The sequence below is a fragment of the Catelliglobosispora koreensis DSM 44566 genome (assembly GCF_000379685.1).
Taxonomy (GTDB): Bacteria; Actinomycetota; Actinomycetes; order Mycobacteriales; family Micromonosporaceae; genus Catelliglobosispora; species Catelliglobosispora koreensis.
Window position 1 is genome coordinate 367,010 of record NZ_KB903272.1, and the last position, 16,013, is coordinate 383,022.

General features: G+C 63.6%; 16 protein-coding genes. 14 read left to right on the forward strand and 2 right to left on the reverse strand.

All coding sequences use genetic code 11. The features are described from left to right. The first annotated feature begins 6 nt into the window (after window positions 1-6). The 5 genes from A3E1_RS0124435 to ispG all read left to right on the forward strand — a co-directional run bounded on the left by A3E1_RS0124435 (window position 7) and on the right by ispG (window position 7,079). Window positions 7-2,025 carry an MMPL family transporter gene (locus A3E1_RS0124435; RefSeq protein ID WP_020523417.1) on the forward strand — a complete coding sequence of 673 codons (2,019 nt, stop codon included), beginning with the start codon at window positions 7-9 and terminating at the stop codon, window positions 2,023-2,025. A 216-nt stretch (window positions 2,026-2,241) separates the two neighbouring features. Then, a complete protein-coding gene (locus A3E1_RS0124440; protein WP_020523418.1) occupies window positions 2,242-3,426 on the forward strand; it encodes an LCP family protein in 1,185 nt (394 codons plus the stop codon). Continuing rightward, window positions 3,423-4,670, forward strand: a complete 1,248-nt coding sequence (gene dxr / locus A3E1_RS0124445) for a 1-deoxy-D-xylulose-5-phosphate reductoisomerase (RefSeq protein ID WP_020523419.1) — start codon at window positions 3,423-3,425, stop codon at window positions 4,668-4,670. The genes A3E1_RS0124440 and dxr overlap by 4 nt, the downstream gene beginning before the upstream one ends. Beyond that, entirely contained in the window at window positions 4,670-5,908 is a 1,239-nt protein-coding gene (locus tag A3E1_RS0124450) for a M50 family metallopeptidase (protein ID WP_020523420.1), read from the forward strand. Before dxr ends, A3E1_RS0124450 begins: the two co-directional genes overlap by 1 nt. Before the next feature lie 7 nt (window positions 5,909-5,915). After that, window positions 5,916-7,079 (forward strand): flavodoxin-dependent (E)-4-hydroxy-3-methylbut-2-enyl-diphosphate synthase, encoded by a 1,164-nt coding sequence (gene ispG, locus A3E1_RS0124455; RefSeq protein WP_026208794.1) that lies wholly within the window; start codon window positions 5,916-5,918, stop codon window positions 7,077-7,079. A 3-nt stretch (window positions 7,080-7,082) separates the two neighbouring features. Here ispG and A3E1_RS0124460 read toward each other — a convergent pair whose 3' ends face one another. Beyond that, entirely contained in the window at window positions 7,083-7,628 is a 546-nt protein-coding gene (locus A3E1_RS0124460; protein ID WP_063825151.1) for a PadR family transcriptional regulator, read from the reverse strand. 123 nt (window positions 7,629-7,751) lie between these two features. On the opposite strand from A3E1_RS0124460, the gene A3E1_RS0124465 reads away from it, so the two are divergent. From A3E1_RS0124465 to A3E1_RS41850, 9 genes are all read left to right on the forward strand, one after another. Continuing rightward, the gene (locus A3E1_RS0124465; RefSeq protein ID WP_020523423.1) at window positions 7,752-8,588 is read left to right on the forward strand and encodes a GNAT family N-acetyltransferase; all 837 of its coding nucleotides are present in this window, start codon (window positions 7,752-7,754) and stop codon (window positions 8,586-8,588) included. Between the two features lie 47 nt (window positions 8,589-8,635). After that, window positions 8,636-9,145, forward strand: a complete 510-nt coding sequence (locus A3E1_RS0124470) for a hypothetical protein (RefSeq protein ID WP_020523424.1) — start codon at window positions 8,636-8,638, stop codon at window positions 9,143-9,145. A 26-nt stretch (window positions 9,146-9,171) separates the two neighbouring features. Continuing rightward, the gene (locus A3E1_RS0124475) at window positions 9,172-10,515 is read left to right on the forward strand and encodes a glutamine synthetase family protein (protein ID WP_020523425.1); all 1,344 of its coding nucleotides are present in this window, start codon (window positions 9,172-9,174) and stop codon (window positions 10,513-10,515) included. Continuing rightward, a complete protein-coding gene (locus A3E1_RS0124480; RefSeq protein ID WP_020523426.1) occupies window positions 10,512-11,807 on the forward strand; it encodes an aldehyde dehydrogenase family protein in 1,296 nt (431 codons plus the stop codon). The genes A3E1_RS0124475 and A3E1_RS0124480 overlap by 4 nt, the downstream gene beginning before the upstream one ends. A 3-nt stretch (window positions 11,808-11,810) precedes the next feature. Then, a complete protein-coding gene (locus A3E1_RS0124485) occupies window positions 11,811-12,554 on the forward strand; it encodes a 3-oxoacyl-ACP reductase (RefSeq protein ID WP_083929633.1) in 744 nt (247 codons plus the stop codon). A 5-nt stretch (window positions 12,555-12,559) separates the two neighbouring features. Beyond that, entirely contained in the window at window positions 12,560-13,288 is a 729-nt protein-coding gene (locus A3E1_RS0124490; protein WP_040391728.1) for a gamma-glutamyl-gamma-aminobutyrate hydrolase family protein, read from the forward strand. Between the two features lie 16 nt (window positions 13,289-13,304). Then, the gene (locus A3E1_RS0124495) at window positions 13,305-13,862 is read left to right on the forward strand and encodes a pyridoxamine 5'-phosphate oxidase family protein (RefSeq protein ID WP_020523429.1); all 558 of its coding nucleotides are present in this window, start codon (window positions 13,305-13,307) and stop codon (window positions 13,860-13,862) included. A 10-nt stretch (window positions 13,863-13,872) separates the two neighbouring features. Next, a complete protein-coding gene (map, locus tag A3E1_RS0124500) occupies window positions 13,873-14,748 on the forward strand; it encodes a type I methionyl aminopeptidase (RefSeq protein WP_040391609.1) in 876 nt (291 codons plus the stop codon). A 97-nt stretch (window positions 14,749-14,845) separates the two neighbouring features. Further along, entirely contained in the window at window positions 14,846-15,508 is a 663-nt protein-coding gene (locus tag A3E1_RS41850) for a VIT1/CCC1 transporter family protein (RefSeq protein WP_051105140.1), read from the forward strand. Here A3E1_RS41850 and A3E1_RS0124510 read toward each other — a convergent pair. Beyond that, window positions 15,501-15,956, reverse strand: a complete 456-nt coding sequence (locus tag A3E1_RS0124510) for a nitroreductase family deazaflavin-dependent oxidoreductase (RefSeq protein ID WP_083929619.1) — start codon at window positions 15,954-15,956, stop codon at window positions 15,501-15,503. The two genes, A3E1_RS41850 and A3E1_RS0124510, sit on opposite strands and share 8 nt — an antisense overlap. Between the last annotated feature and the right edge of the window lie 57 nt (window positions 15,957-16,013).

The window sequence follows — 16,013 nt, forward strand, 5'->3', positions numbered from 1 at the left end:
GATGACATGTTCGCATGGTGGGGCCGGGCCGTAGTCCGGTTGCGCTGGCTTATTTTGCTGGCCGCCGCAGCCGTTCTCGTGCTTGGGGCGACCTGGGGCGGCGGCGTTTTCAACGATCTGATCAGTGGCGGCTTCGACGATCCGTCGAGTCCGTCGAGCAAGGCACACGCGCAAATCAACGCGGAGCTCGGCCGCCAGGACACCGACATCATCGCGCTCTACACCGGGGACAGTCTCGAAGCTCCCGTGCACGATGTCATGGCCCGGGTCAAAGACCGCCCCGAGGTCACGAGTGTCGTCAATGGACGGGTCTCCACCGACGGAAAATCGACCTACCTGGCCATTCAGCTGCGCGATGGCGACGAGAACAAGAAGCTCGACGACTTCGCGGCCATCGAGCCCCTTTTAGGGGCAGCGGGAGTCAAAAGCGAGATCGGTGGGCTCATCCCCTTCCTGGAGGACGCGAACACCCAAATCAGCGAGGACATCACGAAGGCCGAGATCATCAGCCTGCCGATTCTTCTTGTCCTGCTTATCTTTATCTTCCGTGGACTCGTCGCCGCGGCGACACCTTTGCTCGTCGGCATCCTCGCGGTGCTAGGCGCCTTCATCACGGTCAGGGCACTGGCACAGGTCACTGATGTGTCGGTCTTCGCCATCAACATCATTACGATGCTCGGCCTCGGTATGGCGATCGACTATTCGCTATTCATCGTCTCTCGCTTCCGGGAAGAACTCGCCCTGGGCAAGACACCGGCGGAGGCGATCGCGGTGACCATCGCCACCGCGGGACGGACCGTCATGGTGTCCGGCCTGACAGTCGCTGTCGCCCTGGCGAGCTTGCTGGTCTTCCCGATGGCGTTCCTCAAGTCCATGGCTTGGGGCGGCATGAGTGCGGTGCTCGTCGCGATGATCGCTGCGCTCACCGTGCTGCCTGCCCTGCTTGTGGTGCTGGGCAAGCGCATCAACGCGTTGAGCATCAAGGCACGGCCCAAGCGTGGTGAGGGTGGCTGGGCGAAACTGGCCCACAGCGTGATGAGGCGGCCGGTGCTTTACGCCGTCGGTGTGACGGTGTTGTTGCTGGCGCTGGCAGTTCCCTTCCTGCGCATCGAGTTTGGTGGTTTCGACGAGCGCGTTCTGCCCAAGGACACCGAGTCGCGCGTCGTCAGTGAACGGATCAACACCGGGTTCCCGGGCGGTGGCACCTCGCCGATCATGGTTCTGTCCAGCAACGCATCCGCTCTGGAGGCGGGAATCAAGGGCCTGCCTAACGTCACGGCCACCCAGGTTGTGCAGGACAAGCTGATCGTCGTGAACTATCCCGGCGAGCCAACGTCGGAGCTGGCACGCGATCTGGTCCGCGACATTCGGCAACTGCCAGGGGAGCATCTCGTTGGCGGGCGATCCGCCGCGGATGTGGATCAGCTCGACGCGTTCACGGAACGGTTGCCGTGGATGCTATTGCTGATCGCGGTGAGCACGTTTGTGTTGCTGTTCCTCGCCTTTGGCTCAGTGGTGCTGCCACTCAAGGCCATCGTCATGAACATCATCTCGATCGGCGCCAGCTTCGGTGTGGTCGTATGGGTTTTCCAAGACGGGCACTTCGCCGATTTCCTGGGCTTCACCGTGACGGGGTTCCTAGAACCAGCCAATCTGGTGCTGATGCTCGCGATTTTGTTCGGCCTGGCGACCGACTACGAGGTCTTCCTTCTTTCGCGGGTACGCGAGGAGTGGGACCAGACCGGAGACAACAACACGGCGGTGGCACACGGACTGCAGCGGACCGGCGGCATCATCACCGCCGCGGCACTCTTGCTGATCATCGTGATTGGAGGGTTCGCGACCGGCGGCACGGCCACGATCAAGCTCCTCGGCGTCGGCACCGTGGTCGCGGTCGCCGTTGACGCGGCGCTCGTGCGCACGCTACTCGTGCCCGCGACCATGCGGTTGCTCGGCCGCTGGAACTGGTGGGCTCCCGGGCCATTAGCCAAGCTCTATCGTCGATACGGCATCCGGGAGTCGTAGAACGTTGAGCCCCGGATGGTCTTCCGGCGGAATCAGCGTGTAAACCTCGCGACGGTCAGGGTACGAATGCAACATATAGGACGAACAGTTTTTCGCGGTACGGCAGCGAGCTGGGACCGTCTGTAAAGTGTTGTCATTCGTACCCCCCTCGCGAACGGAGTGAGTGTGCCCGCGTCGTCCACTCGCACGAAACGGCGGCAGCCTCCACCTCCCCCGATGGATCTGCCCGACTTCGATGACGAAGTGCGCCCGGCGAAGCGCAAGCGCCGGAAGGATCCCACCTGGGCGCGCCTGCTCGTTATCTTCGGTGCCTTGTTGATGGTCGCCGGTGGCGGAGGCATCGTCGCGGTCCGGCTGGGGCTGGCGACCGTTACGGCCAACATTCAGACCACGAGCCTGATCCCCAAAGACTCGGTGGCGATGGCGGGCGCCAACATCGACGGCGCGATCAACCTGTTGCTGGTGGGCATCGACACCGAGTCACGTGCAGGCGAGGGCCGCGCGGGCGTTCTGGCCGACAGCATCGTGATCATGCACATCCCCAAAACGCACGATCAGGCTTACCTGATCTCGATCCCGCGTGACACCAAGGTTTCGGTGCCCAAGAATCAGCGGCTCGGCTTCCCCGGCCAGAGCGTGGAGAAGGTCAACGCTGTCTTCGGCATCGGCTACCGCGCTAAGAACGACGCTGACGAGCAGACCAAGCGGGCCAACGGCGTTGAGATGCTCGCCCTGACGCTGAACAAGATCACCAATGGCATGAAGTTCAACGGCGCCATGCTGGTCGACTTCGACGGGTTCAAGTCCATCATCGATGAGCTCGGTGGCGTCGACATCTGCGTCGACCAGAAAGCCGAATCCATCCACCTGGCGAAGATGCCTGACGGCAAGATCGTTGACGTTTGGTACGACGAGGCGTCCGGCAAGGTACGGGGTCTCCCGGCCGGGGCGAAGGTTGTCGTGCACGAGCCCGGTTGCCGGACGTTTAGTTCGCAGCTCGCCCTCGACTTCGCCCGCATCCGCAAGAGCCTGGAAAACGGTGACTATGACCGTCAGCGCAACCAGCAAAAGGTCATCAAGGCGATGGCGAAGAAGGCCGCCAGCAAGGACATCATCAAGGACCTGCCGCGGATCAACCGCATCGTCGAGGCGGCGGGCAAAGCCGTGCTGCTCGACCACGGCAACGTCCCGCTGGAGAACTTCCTGTTCACCATGAAGGACGTCGCGGCCAACGACCTCGTAATGATCAAGACCAACGCGGGGCAGTTCGCCTCTGAGGACATCAATGGCGTGTCGTTCCAGGTGCTGACGGCGGCTTCATTGGACATGCTCGCCGCGGCCAGGGATGGACACCTCCCAGAATTCTTGCAAAAGCACCCCGAGTTCATGACATCCGAATGAGCGAGTTGGTGGGTCCGGGCACAATAGGCGGCGTGCACTCCAGTTCCGTCCAGCGCGACATCGTTTTGCTCGGCTCCACCGGGTCGATCGGCACTCAGGCGATCGACATCGTGGAACGCAACCCTGACCGCTTCCGGGTCGTCGCTATCGGCGCTGGTGGTGGCAACGTTGAAGTCCTTGCGCAGCAAGCACTTTCGCTCGCAGTAGAGGTTGTCGGCGTCGCGCGCTCAAGCGTCGCGCAAGACTTGCAGCTGGCTTTCTACGCTGAGGCCTCGCGACAGGGCTATGCCACCGGCTCGTTTCGCATACCGAAGATCGTGACCGGGCCCAACGCGATGACCGAGCTGGCTCAGTGGCCTTGCGACATCGTCCTCAATGGAGTGGTCGGGTCGCTCGGGCTCGGCCCCACCCTGGCCGCGCTGGAATCGGGGCGCCTGCTCGCCCTGGCCAACAAGGAGTCACTGGTCGCCGGTGGGCCACTGGTGCGCCGGGTGGCCAAGCCGGGGCAGATCGTTCCGGTCGACAGTGAGCACTCGGCGCTCGCGCAATGCCTTCGCGGCGGCAGTGCCAGCGAGGTGCGGCGACTGATTCTGACGGCGAGCGGCGGGGCGTTTCGCGGCCGGCGGCGCGAAGAGCTGGCCAACGTCACGGTCGAAGAGGCGCTCAAGCACCCGACGTGGGACATGGGACCGGTCGTCACGATCAACACGGCGACGCTCGTGAACAAGGCCCTCGAAGTCATCGAAGCGCACGAGCTGTTCGGCATCAGCTATGACGACATCGAGGTCATGGTGCACCCGCAGTCGGTGCTGCACTCGCTAGTGGAGTTCACCGACGGATCCACGCTGGCTCAGGCCTCACCGCCAGACATGCGGCTGCCGATCGCGCTGGCTTTGGGATGGCCCGAACGGGTACGAGACGCGGCCCCCGCCGTCGACTGGACCATGGCGCACAACTGGGAACTACGCCCACTGGATCATGAAGCGTTTCCCGCTGTTGAGCTGGCGAAGCAGGCCGGCCGCGACGGCAAGTGCCGTCCAGCGATCTTTAATGCGGCTAATGAAGAATGTGTGGCAGCTTTCACCGAAGGACGTTTGCCCTTCCTGGCCATCGTGGACACGGTGGCACAGGTCCTCGCGGACGCTCCGGCCTTGGGTGAACCGGGTACGGTCGAAGATGTGCTCGCCGCCGAGTCTTGGGCCCGGCAGCGTGCTAACGAGCTTATTGACAGGATGGGTGCTTAATGCTGGGTCTGCTGGGGATCGTCTTCGTGGCGGTCGGCATCCTGATTTCGGTGTCGCTGCATGAGGCCGGTCACATGGGCACCGCCAAGGGCTTCGGCATGCGCGTCACCCGCTATTTCGTCGGCTTCGGCCCGACGATCTTTTCGCGGAGGAAGGGCGACACCGAATACGGCGTGAAGGCACTGCCGCTCGGTGGGTTCGTCAAGATCGTCGGGATGACGCCGCAGGACGAGGACGCTGACGACAAGCGCGCTATGTGGCGTTTCCCGGTGTGGAAGCGGACCATCGTCATGGCCGCTGGCTCCATCGTCCACTTCATCCTGGCGTTCCTTATCTTCTGGGGCGTGGCCGCCACCGCCGCGATGCCCAACCCGCAAAACCTTGGTATACACGCCGAGGACCCTTTGACGCAGCCGGCCTACATCTATGTCGCTGATTGCCTTGAGCCCGACAAGGAAGGCAACTGTGCTGTCGCTGATGGGCCTGCCAAGACGGCCGGTCTAGCGACCGGCGACAAGATCACCCAGCTGGGCACGGTTCCCATCAACAACTACGGCGATCTCGTCAAGGGCATCCGCTCACTGAAGTCGGCGCAGCCGGTCGACGTCACGGTGATGCGCAACGGTGCCACGCAGACGATCACGGTCACTCCCAAGGAGGCCGAGCGGGCACCGATCGGAGACCCGAAGGGCGCCAAGGAAAAGGTCGCGGTCATGGGCATCGGGCTGGACTTCGACCCGGCTTTGCCGACCCGTGTTGAGTACAACGCCATCGAATCTTTCCCGGTCGGTGCGAGCCTCATGGGCGACACCTTCATGCGGGTCATCGAGGCGATCAAGAAGTTCCCGGAGAAGATCCCTGGATTGTGGACCGCCATCACCGGCGGTGAGCGTGACCCGGAGAGCCCGGTCAGCGTGGTGGGCGCGGCCCGCATCGGTGGCGACCTGGCCAAGCTGCACCAATGGCCGGCCATCTTCGCGATGATCGCTTCGCTGAACCTGTTTATCGGGTTGTTCAACCTGCTGCCGCTGCTGCCACTTGACGGTGGTCACATTGCGATCGCCTGGTTCGAGCGGGTGCGGTCGTGGCTGTACAGCAAAATGAAGAAACCCGACCCCGGCCGGGTGGATTACTACAAGCTGATGCCGCTGACCTACACGGTAATCTTGATTTTCGGTGCGTTTACCGTGCTCACTATTACTGCCGACATCGTCAACCCAATCTCCCTCTTCAAGTGAGAGTGCCGTGACTGCGATCAACCTTGGAATGCCGGCCACCCCGCCACCGCCGCTAGCTCCCCGCCGGGAGTCTCGCCGGCTGATGGTGGGCAGCGTGCCCGTCGGTGGCGGTGCCCCGGTGAGTGTGCAGTCGATGACGACGACGCTGACCTCCGACGTGAATGCCACGCTTCAGCAGATTGCGGAATTAGCGACGTCGGGCTGCCAGATCGTCCGGGTGGCCGTGCCGTCGCAAGACGATGTCCTGGCGCTGCCGGCGATCGCGAAGAAGTCGCCGATCCCGGTGATCGCCGACATTCACTTCCAGCCCAAGTACGTGTTCGCCGCGATCGACGCGGGCTGTGCCGCGGTCCGGGTGAACCCGGGCAACATCAAGCAGTTCGACGACAAGGTCAAGGAAATCGCCGCAGCCGCTGCCAGCGCTGGCGTTCCGATCCGCATCGGTGTGAACGCGGGTTCGCTGGACAAGCGGCTGCTGCAGAAGTATGGCCGCCCCACGGCTGAGGCTCTGGTGGAGTCGGCGCTTTGGGAATGCTCATTGTTCGAAGAGCATGGCTTCCGCGACATCAAGATTTCGGTCAAGCACAACGACCCGGTCGTGATGATCAGGGCTTATCGCTTGCTGGCCCAGCAGTGTGACTATCCGCTGCACCTGGGCGTGACCGAGGCGGGCCCATCGTTCCAGGGCACTGTGAAGTCGTCTGTCGCGTTTGGAGCGTTGCTCGCCGAAGGGATTGGCGACACGATCCGGGTTTCGCTTAGCGCGCCACCGGTCGAAGAGATCAAGGTGGGCAACGCGATCCTGGAATCGCTGGGGCTCAAGGAACGTGGCCTGGAGATCATCTCGTGCCCGTCCTGTGGCCGGGCTCAGGTCGACGTCTACACCTTGGCTGAGCAGGTCACCGCGGCTCTTGAAGGCTTCCCCGCGCCGCTGCGCGTCGCCGTCATGGGCTGTGTCGTCAACGGCCCGGGCGAGGCTCGCGAGGCTGACCTCGGCGTCGCTTCCGGCAACGGCAAGGGCCAGATCTTCGTGAAGGGCGAGGTCATCAAGACCGTGCCGGAATCACTGATCGTGGAAACCCTGGTTGAGGAAGCCCTCAAGATCGCGGCTGAGATGGGCATCTCGCTGGACGATGAGCCAGCCGGTGGTGCCCTGGTGAGCGTTCACTGACCTTTACTCGGCAGCGAGAATGGCGTAGAGCTTGCGTTTAGTCTCGTTCAGCACTTCTAGTGCCTGACGGCGCTGGTCAGTGCTGCCCGCTGTGCCGACCTGGCGCATCGCGTTCATGATGCCCATGGCGGCCTCGCGGAACTGCTGCAACTCGTCGATCTGGCCCTGGTCGAACCGCTGCCAGGGCTGGCCCGCGGACTCGGCCTGGGTGCGGCCCGGCTCGGTGAGGGTGAAGCGCTTGCGGCCACCCGTTTCTTCACTGACGATCAGGCCCTCGTCTTCGAGGAGCTGAAGCGTCGGATAGATCGAGCCCGGGCTGGGGCGCCAGAAGCCGCCCGTGCGCTGTTCAAGCTCGGAAATCATTTCGTAGCCGTGCATCGGCCGCTCGGCCAGCAGAGCTAGCACCGCGGCGCGGGTGTCGCCCCGGCGTCCGCGTCCTCTGCCGTGCCCGTGGCCCCGGCCGTGTCCCATGCCGCCTTCAAACGGCGGGAATCCGGGGAATCCGCGCCGGAATCGGCGGCCCTGTTCATGTCTGTGTGGGCTAAACATCTTTACTCCTTGGGTAAGTATCGCGATCGGTTCGCGATGCGTTAACGATATATCGGAACTGTATCGAGAGTCAACCAGACGGTTCGGTAGGCATGGTGTGACGGTGCTTACTAGTCTTGAGGCATGCTCACGGTGCCGGTGCGGCAACTCCTTGAACCTGACCGGGCGGTGGTGAAGCGTCTGCTGGACGCTCATCCCATCGCCTCGGCGCAGGTCGCTGAGCGCATCGGGGCACGGGGCCTGGGCTGGCGGGCCGACGGCAGACTCTTCGGCTATGGCACGGGCCGCGCGCCTGAGGCATTGCTGTGGTGCGGTGGTCAGGTCACACCGCTCGGAGCTGACGACAAGGCGATCGCCGCGTTCGCGGATCTGGTGTCTGGCTGGCCGCGCGCGGGCGCATCGGTCGTTGGTTCGGCCGAGGCCGTGCTCGCGTTGTGGGAAAAGCTGCGCCCGTCGTGGGGTCCAGAGCGGACGGTCCGCGCGGAGCAGCCGTTGCTCATGGTGGACAGGTCGCCGTCACGGGCCGCCGATCCGCTCGTCCGTCCGGTTAGGACAGACGAAGTGGACGTGCTGTTCCCAGCCGCGGTCGCCATGTACACCGAAGAAGTAGGCGTGTCACCGGTGTCTGACGATGGCGGGCGTTCTTATCGGGTACGCGTCGCGGAGATCGTGCGCAGTGGGCGCGCGTTCGCACGCATTCTCGACGGCCAAGTCGTGTTCAAGGCCGAGCTCGCGGTGGTGACGAAGCATACGGCGCAAGTCCAGGGCGTGTGGGTGCATCCCGAATATCGCGGCCGTGGCATCGGGTCGGCTGGAATGGCTGCTGTGGTGCGGGAAGCGCTGCGCCGGTTCGCGCCTTCGGTGAGCTTGTATGTCAACGCGTTCAATGAGCCGGCGCGTCACGTCTATGACCGGCTCGGCTTCCGAAGAGTCGGCACGTTCGCGACCGTTCTGTTCTAGCATCGCTACTGACAGTAGTTAGGCGACGACTAGAGGTGAACACCCCGATGGGGCGGATCGTAAAACAGCTCTCTGACACCACCAGCAAGTACTACTGGTATCCCGGAGAGAAGGAGGAGTGGATCCGCGCCGTAGTCGCCTTGGCAGTTGGCGGCGGATCAGCCGCCTTGCTCATGCTCATCACACGTAACAGCCTCGCGGCGGTCGTCGTTGGCTGCTCTGCCACGCTCGCCGTCGCCGGCTTCAACTTCGGCCGGCGCGACGCTAAGGCACTGGCTGGTTTTCCCGATATGAATGACAAGGCGGCCCGGCGGGCCGCTGTCGCCTATTCGGGGCGCGCGTTCTGGCGCGGCATGGTGCAAGGCCTCGCCGCCGCGTTCGCCGCGATCATCGTGCTGAACATGGTCCACAGTGGATGGTTGGCCGACTGGGTGCTGCCATTGCTGCCCGCGGCCGTCGGCGCGCTGGGCCATCAGGCGGGCATGGTCTGGGACCGGCTGGGCACCACGGTCGCCGCGCCGAAGCCAGCGGCAAAGCCGGAGACTGTTGCCGAATGACCGGCTGACCGGTAGACCTGTGACCTATGTGGTCAGCCGAGCAACTGCGGGCACGCGTCGATACCGGCGAGATCGATACCGTCATCCTTGCGATGACCGACATGCAGGGACGGCTGCAGGGCAAGCGGTTACACGCCCGGTATTTCGTCGATGAGGTGCTGCGGCACGGCAGCGAAGCCTGCAACTACCTCCTCGCCGTCGACGTCGAGATGACGCCGGTCGCCGGCTACGACGTTTCCGGATGGGAGCGTGGTTATGGCGACTTCGTCCTGACGCCTGACCTCGCGACCCTTCGGCCGATACCTTGGCTTCCCGGCACCGCCCTTGTGCTAGCCGATGTGTCCGGTCACGACGGTGCGCCCGTAAGCGTTTCGCCACGGCAGATCCTGCGCAAGCAGATCGCGCGCCTGACCGAACGCGGGCTCATCCCCTATGTGGGCACCGAACTCGAATTCATCGTGTTCCAGGAAACCTTTGAAGAAGCCCAGATTAAGGGGTACAGGGGCCTCACGCCCGCGAACGGATACAACGTCGATTACTCCCTGTTGGGCACGAGCCGCGTAGAGCCATTGCTGCGTGCCATCAGGCTGGGCATGGCGGGCGCGGGCCTGGAGCCCGAAAGCGCTAAGGGCGAGTGCAACCTGGGCCAGCACGAGATCGCGTTCAAATACGCCGAAGCGTTGCGGACCGCCGATCAGCACGCCCTTTACAAGCACGGTGCCAAGGAAATCGCCGCACAGCTGGGGTTGTCGCTGACGTTCATGGCCAAGCCCAACCAGCGTGAGGGCAACTCGTGTCACGTGCACTTCTCGGTGCGCTCGGCGGCGGGGGAGCCGGTGCTCGCCCGCGGTGCCGCGCTGTCCAAGCTCGGTGAGCATTTCGTGGCCGGACTGCTCGCCACGACGGCCGAGTTCAGTGTGCTTTACGCCCCAAACATCAACTCCTACAAGCGATTCCAGCCTGGTTCATTCGCACCGACGGCATTGCGCTGGGGCCGCGACAATCGCACGTGCGCGGTGCGGCTAGTGGGGCATGACCAATCACTGCGGGCCGAGCACCGGCTTCCGGGCGGTGACGTCAATCCCTACCTTGCCATCGCGGGCCTGATCGCCGGGGCGCTGCACGGCATCGACAATGAGCTGGAGCTAGAGCCCGCCTTCACCGGCAACGCCTATGACGACGCCACGGCGCAACGGGTGCCCGCGACACTGCGCGAGGCGCAAAACCGGTGGCTGAGTTCGCAAATCGCGGCCGAGGCGTTTGGTGCCGATGTCGTGAAGCATTACGCGCACGCGGCCGGTGTCGAGCTGGCCGCCTATGAAGCGGCTGTCACTGACTGGGAACTGGTCCGGGGGTTTGAGCGACTGTGAGGATCATCAATCCGGCGACGGAAGAGGAAATCGCGGTCGTCGCGCCCGGCGATGTGGAGGCAACCGTTGCTTTGGCGCGCAAGGCATTTGTGTCATGGCGCGACGTCGCGCCAGGGGAGCGGGCCCGGCTCCTGCGTTTGTTCGCCTCCAAAGTGGAGGAGCACCTTGACGAGCTGGCACAGCTCGAGATGGCCAACGCTGGGCACTCAGAAGGCAACGCGCGCTGGGAGGCAGGCAACGTACGCGATCTGCTGAACTATTACTCCGGTGCGCCAGAACGCTTGTGTGGCAGGCAGATTCCGGTCGCCAACGGCTGGGACGTGACGTTTCACGAGCCGCTCGGTGTCGTGGGCGTCATCGTCCCCTGGAACTTCCCGATGCCGATCGCGGCGTGGGGCTTCGCCCCGGCGCTCGCGGCCGGCAACACGGTCATCGTCAAACCGGCCGAGCTGACCCCGCTGACGGCACTGAAGCTCGGTGAGATCGCCAATGAAGTGCTGCCCGAGGGCGTGCTGCAGATCCTTCCCGGGCACGGGTCTGAGGTTGGTGCCGCTCTCGTCAAGCACCCTGACGTGCGCAAGATCTGTTTCACCGGCTCGGTCGAAGTGGGCAAGCAGATCATGGCGGCCTGTGCCGACGACCTCACTCGCGTGACCCTCGAACTGGGCGGAAAGTCAGCCACGATCTTGTTTGGCGACGCCGATCTGGCTAAGGCCGCCAAAGCCCTGCCTGACGCGGTCTTCGACAACGCGGGTCAGGACTGCTGCGCGCGGTCGCGATTGCTAGTGGAGCGACGGGTATACGACGAGTTTCTGTCGCTCCTCAAGCCACACGTGGAAAGCTATGAGTGCATTCCCCTCATCTCCGCGGAGCAGCGAGAACGCGTGAAGTCCTATGTGGACAACCCATTGATCCAGGCCCCGGTCAAGACCGGTAAAGGCTTCTGGTTTCCGGCGACCGTCCTCGCAGCGGGCGAGCGCGACTGGAACGAGGAGATCTTCGGCCCGGTGCTCAGCGTGCTCCCGTTTGACACCGAGGAAGAGGCGGTCCGGCTAGCCAACGACACCGAATTTGGGCTGTCCGGATCGGTGTGGACGCGCGATGTTGGCCGGGCGCTGCGGGTCTCACGCGCGGTCGAGGCTGGCGTGATCAGTGTCAACTCGCACTCGTCAGTGCGTTATTGGACGCCGTTTGGTGGGGTAAAACAATCTGGACTGGGTCGCGAACTCGGCCCCGACGCCCCACTAGCGTTCACCGAAACCAAGAACATCTTCATAAGCACAGAGGAGTAGGTGTTGCGGCGCTTGGAAGGGCGGGTCGCGGTCATCACTGGTGCGTCCAGTGGGATCGGAGCGGCCACGGCTAAGAGATTCACTGAGGAAGGCGCGCATGTGGTGCACGCCGACCTCAATCCACCCCCGGACGGCGGCGATTTCGTCAAGTGCGACGTATCCGTCGAAGACGAGGTAAAAGCGCTATTCGATGGCGTCGTGCAAAGGCACGGCCGCGTTGATATCGCGTTCAACAACGCTGGCATTTCCCCGCCCGATGACGACTCCATCTTGGACACCGGTCTCGAAGCGTGGGAACGTGTGATGAAAGTCAACGCGACGAGCGTCTACTTTTGCTGCAAATACGTCTTGCCGCACATGCTTGCCGCTGGTAAAGGCTCCATTATTAACACGGCTAGCTTTGTTGCCCTACTGGGCGCGGCCACGAGCCAGATCGCTTACACCGCGAGCAAGGGTGCCGTCCTATCGATGTCCCGTGAGCTGGGCGTTCAGTTTGCCCGGTCGGGAGTCCGGGTGAACGCGCTATGCCCCGGACCGGTGGCGACCCCACTGCTGATGGAGCTTTTCGCCAAGGATCCGGACCGTGCGGCTCGCCGTCTCGTCCACGTGCCAATGGGCCGATTTGCTGAGCCCGCTGAGATAGCCGCGGCGGTAGCGTTCCTGGCCAGTGACGATGCTTCATTCATTACCGCCTCCCAGTTCGTTGTGGACGGGGGCATTACCGGGGCTTATGTGACGCCGTTGTGAGCGATGTGAACAGACCACTAATCGGGATCACCACCTACGTCAACCAGACTCAATTCATCGTTTATGACACGCTGGCCGCGGTGCTGCCGTGGGCCTACGTGGAGCAGGTCCGGATGGCCGGTGGCCGGCCGGTGCTCATCCCGCCGATGCCAGACGGTGGGGTAGAAGTACTTGAGGGTCTCGATGGCATCATCATCGCCGGTGGCGCCGACGTGGAGCCGTCTCGCTATGGCGAGCGCCCGCACCCCACCGTGCACACGAGCCCGGTCCGCGACGCGGGAGAGCTCCCGCTCGTGAAAGCCGCTCTGCACAACGGTGTTCCGATCCTGGGCGTGTGCCGGGGCATGCAGGTCATGGCGGTCGCTTCGGGCGGCCGGCTGCACCAGCACCTGCCCGAGGCCGTCGGCCACGAAGGGCACAGCATGCCGGGAGTGCTCAAGACCTACAACGAACACAAGGTGCGCTTCGCGACCGGATCCAAGTGCCGTGAGCTGTTTGGCGCCGACGCGATCGTCAACTCCTATCACCACCAAGGCGTCGCCGACCCGGGCAAGCTGACTCCCGTGGGCTGGTGCCCCGATGACGAGCTCATCGAGGCGCTGGAGCACCCGGATCACCCGTTCGCCATTGGTGTGCAATGGCATCCGGAGGACATGGAGTCACCGGCACTGTTCGTGGCGCTGGTGTCAGCCGCGGCACAACTGAAGTCGAAGACTTCTTACGTCACCGTGTGAGCCGTAAGCTCGCCTGATGGGCAAGGTTTACGAAGCAATTGATGACCGGATCCACGCTTTTCTGCTAGCCCAGAAGATCTTCTTTGTCGCGACCGCACCGTCTGGATCGGACGGTCACGTCAACGTTTCGCCTAAAGGGCTATCAGGCTGTTTCGCCGTGCTTGACCCGCTAAAGGTCGCCTACCTGGAATATGGCGGGTCAGGCATTGAAACGATCGCCCACTTGCGTGACAACGGCCGCATCGTGCTCATGTTCTGTGCCTTTGACGGTCCGCCGAAGATCTACCGTTTGCACGGGCGGGGGCGCGAAGTCCTGTGGGACGACCCTCAGTTCCCGGAGCTGATGCGAAACTTCCCCGAGCCCAAGCACTGGGGCGCGCGCAGTGTCATCGTTGTCGATGTCGAGCGGGTGTCTGACTCGTGCGGCTATGGCGTGCCGCTCATGGATTACACCGGCGACCGCGATCTGCTTAACCAATTCTGGGACAACAAGGACGAGGAACAGCGCCTGCACTACCTCCACACGCGCAACGCCACCAGCATCGACGGTGTGCCTGTCCTAGCTGCGGACTAAAGTCTTAGCCATGTCAGCGGAACGTGCTCACCTAGTACCCGGAAAAATCTCTCCTTGGCGGGAGGTGCCCGCGAGCATTCCGAGGCCGGAATATGTCGGCCGCAAGCGTGCCGCGGCCTGGACCGGCCCACACACCCAGACCGAGGAAACCCTGGAAAAGATGCGGGTTGCCGGGCGGCTGGCGGCGCAGGCGGTTCAGCTGGCTGGGGAGCATTGCAAGCCGGGTGTGACGACCGACGAGATCGACGCTGTGGTGCATGAGTTCCTGGTCGATAACGGGGCTTACCCGTCGACTCTGGGCTATCCGGGCCGCAATGTGCCGCCGTTCCCCAAGTCCTGCTGCACCAGCCTCAATGAGGTTATCTGTCACGGCATCCCCGACTCGACCGTGCTCGAAGACGGCGACATCATCAACATCGATGTCACGGCCTTCCTGAACGGGGTGCACGGCGACACGGACGCCACGTTCTGTGTGGGCACCGTCAGCGAGGAGGCACGGCTGCTCGTCGAGCGCACCCACGAGGCCACCATGCGTGGCATCAAGGCGGTCGCGCCGGGCAGGCCGATCGGTGTCGTCGGGCGGGTCATCGAGTCCTATGCCAAGCGCTTTGGTTACGGCGTGGTGCGTGACTTTGGTGGGCACGGCATCGGTGAGGCGTTCCACAGTGGACTGTTCGTGCCGCACTACGACAGCCCTGACGCGACAACCGTGATGGTCCCGGGCATGACCTTCACGATCGAGCCGATGATCACGCTCGGCGGCATCAGCTATGACGTCTGGCCCGACAAGTGGACCGTTACCACCAAGGACCGCAAATGGACCGCTCAGTTTGAGCACACTGTTGTCGTGACCGAGTCAGGTTATGAGATCCTGACCTTGCCATGAGCGTGGGCTTGCCCCGAGCGAGTCGAAGTCGCAGGTTGAACTCGTCGCGGCGACCGGATGGAGCGAGGTTGAGCGGGTTGAGCACGAACATGCCGATATTTCGGGCGGCTGGCTGCGGCCAGCCGTGTTCGGCGCGATGGATGGACTCGTCACCAATATCTCGCTGATCGCCGGCGTCGGTGGTGGTGTGGCGCCCGGGACCATCGTGCTCACGGGCACCGCCGGTCTCGTGGCCGGGGGGATCTCGATGGCTCTCGGCGAATACACCAGGGTCCGCGCGCAAAACGAGCAGCTGGCCGCCGAGGTGGCTAAAGAGCGCCGCGAGCTGCATAAGAATCCGGCAGCGGAAGCCGACGAACTCGCGCACCGCTGGATCGAGCGCGGTTTGCCCGCCGACTTGGCGCACAGCGTCGCCGACATCCTCAAGGAAAATCCTGACGAAGCGCTGAAAGTGCATGTGCGCGAAGAGCTCGGCATGGATCCCGACAGCTCCCCGAGCCTATGGCTGGCAGCGACTTCCAGCTTCCTGTGCTTCTCGGTGGGTGAGCTGATCCCGTTGCTGAGCTATCTGCTCGGCAGCGATTCGCTGTGGCTGGCGCTGGGCATCGGCGGTCTGGGCTTGTTCATCGCAGGCGCCCTAACGGCCCGTTTCACGAGGCGGCACTGGCTCTTCAGCAGTCTGCGCCAGCTTTCGCTCGGGGCACTCGCCGCCGCGGCGACTTATGGCGCCGGCACGCTGATCGGCGTGTCGGCTACGTGAGGTAGAAGACCCGGATCTGCCGGTTTGAGGCCCGCTTCTCATAGGTGGCGTAGGCTGGCCAGATCTCCAATGCCTTGGCCCACAACGCTGCCCGCTCGTCGCCCTTGGCCAGTTTGGCCGTAACGTTGCGCCACTTGCCTTTGATGCACACCTTCGCCTGCGGGTTGGCGATCAGGTTGTAGGACCAGCCGGGGTGCTTCGGCCCGCCCCAGTTGGATCCGATGAGGATGATGTTGTCGCCGTCGGGCACGTAGGCCAATGGCTGCAGCCGTTCTACGCCAGACTTCTTGCCGATAGTGACGATGCGCAAGGAAGGCACGAGGCCGAGCGCGACCACCCGGCCGCCGGTGATCTTCGCTAGGCCTTTGTCCAGCGGCACGATCGCCTTATTCATCTTGGCAAACCAGGCCTTGTGGCCCAGGCGCTTCACCAGTCTGCGTAATGGCATGGCGCATATCATGCCCCATGCCATTACGCGAGGGAAGCTAACCTGAGCTCCGCTCTC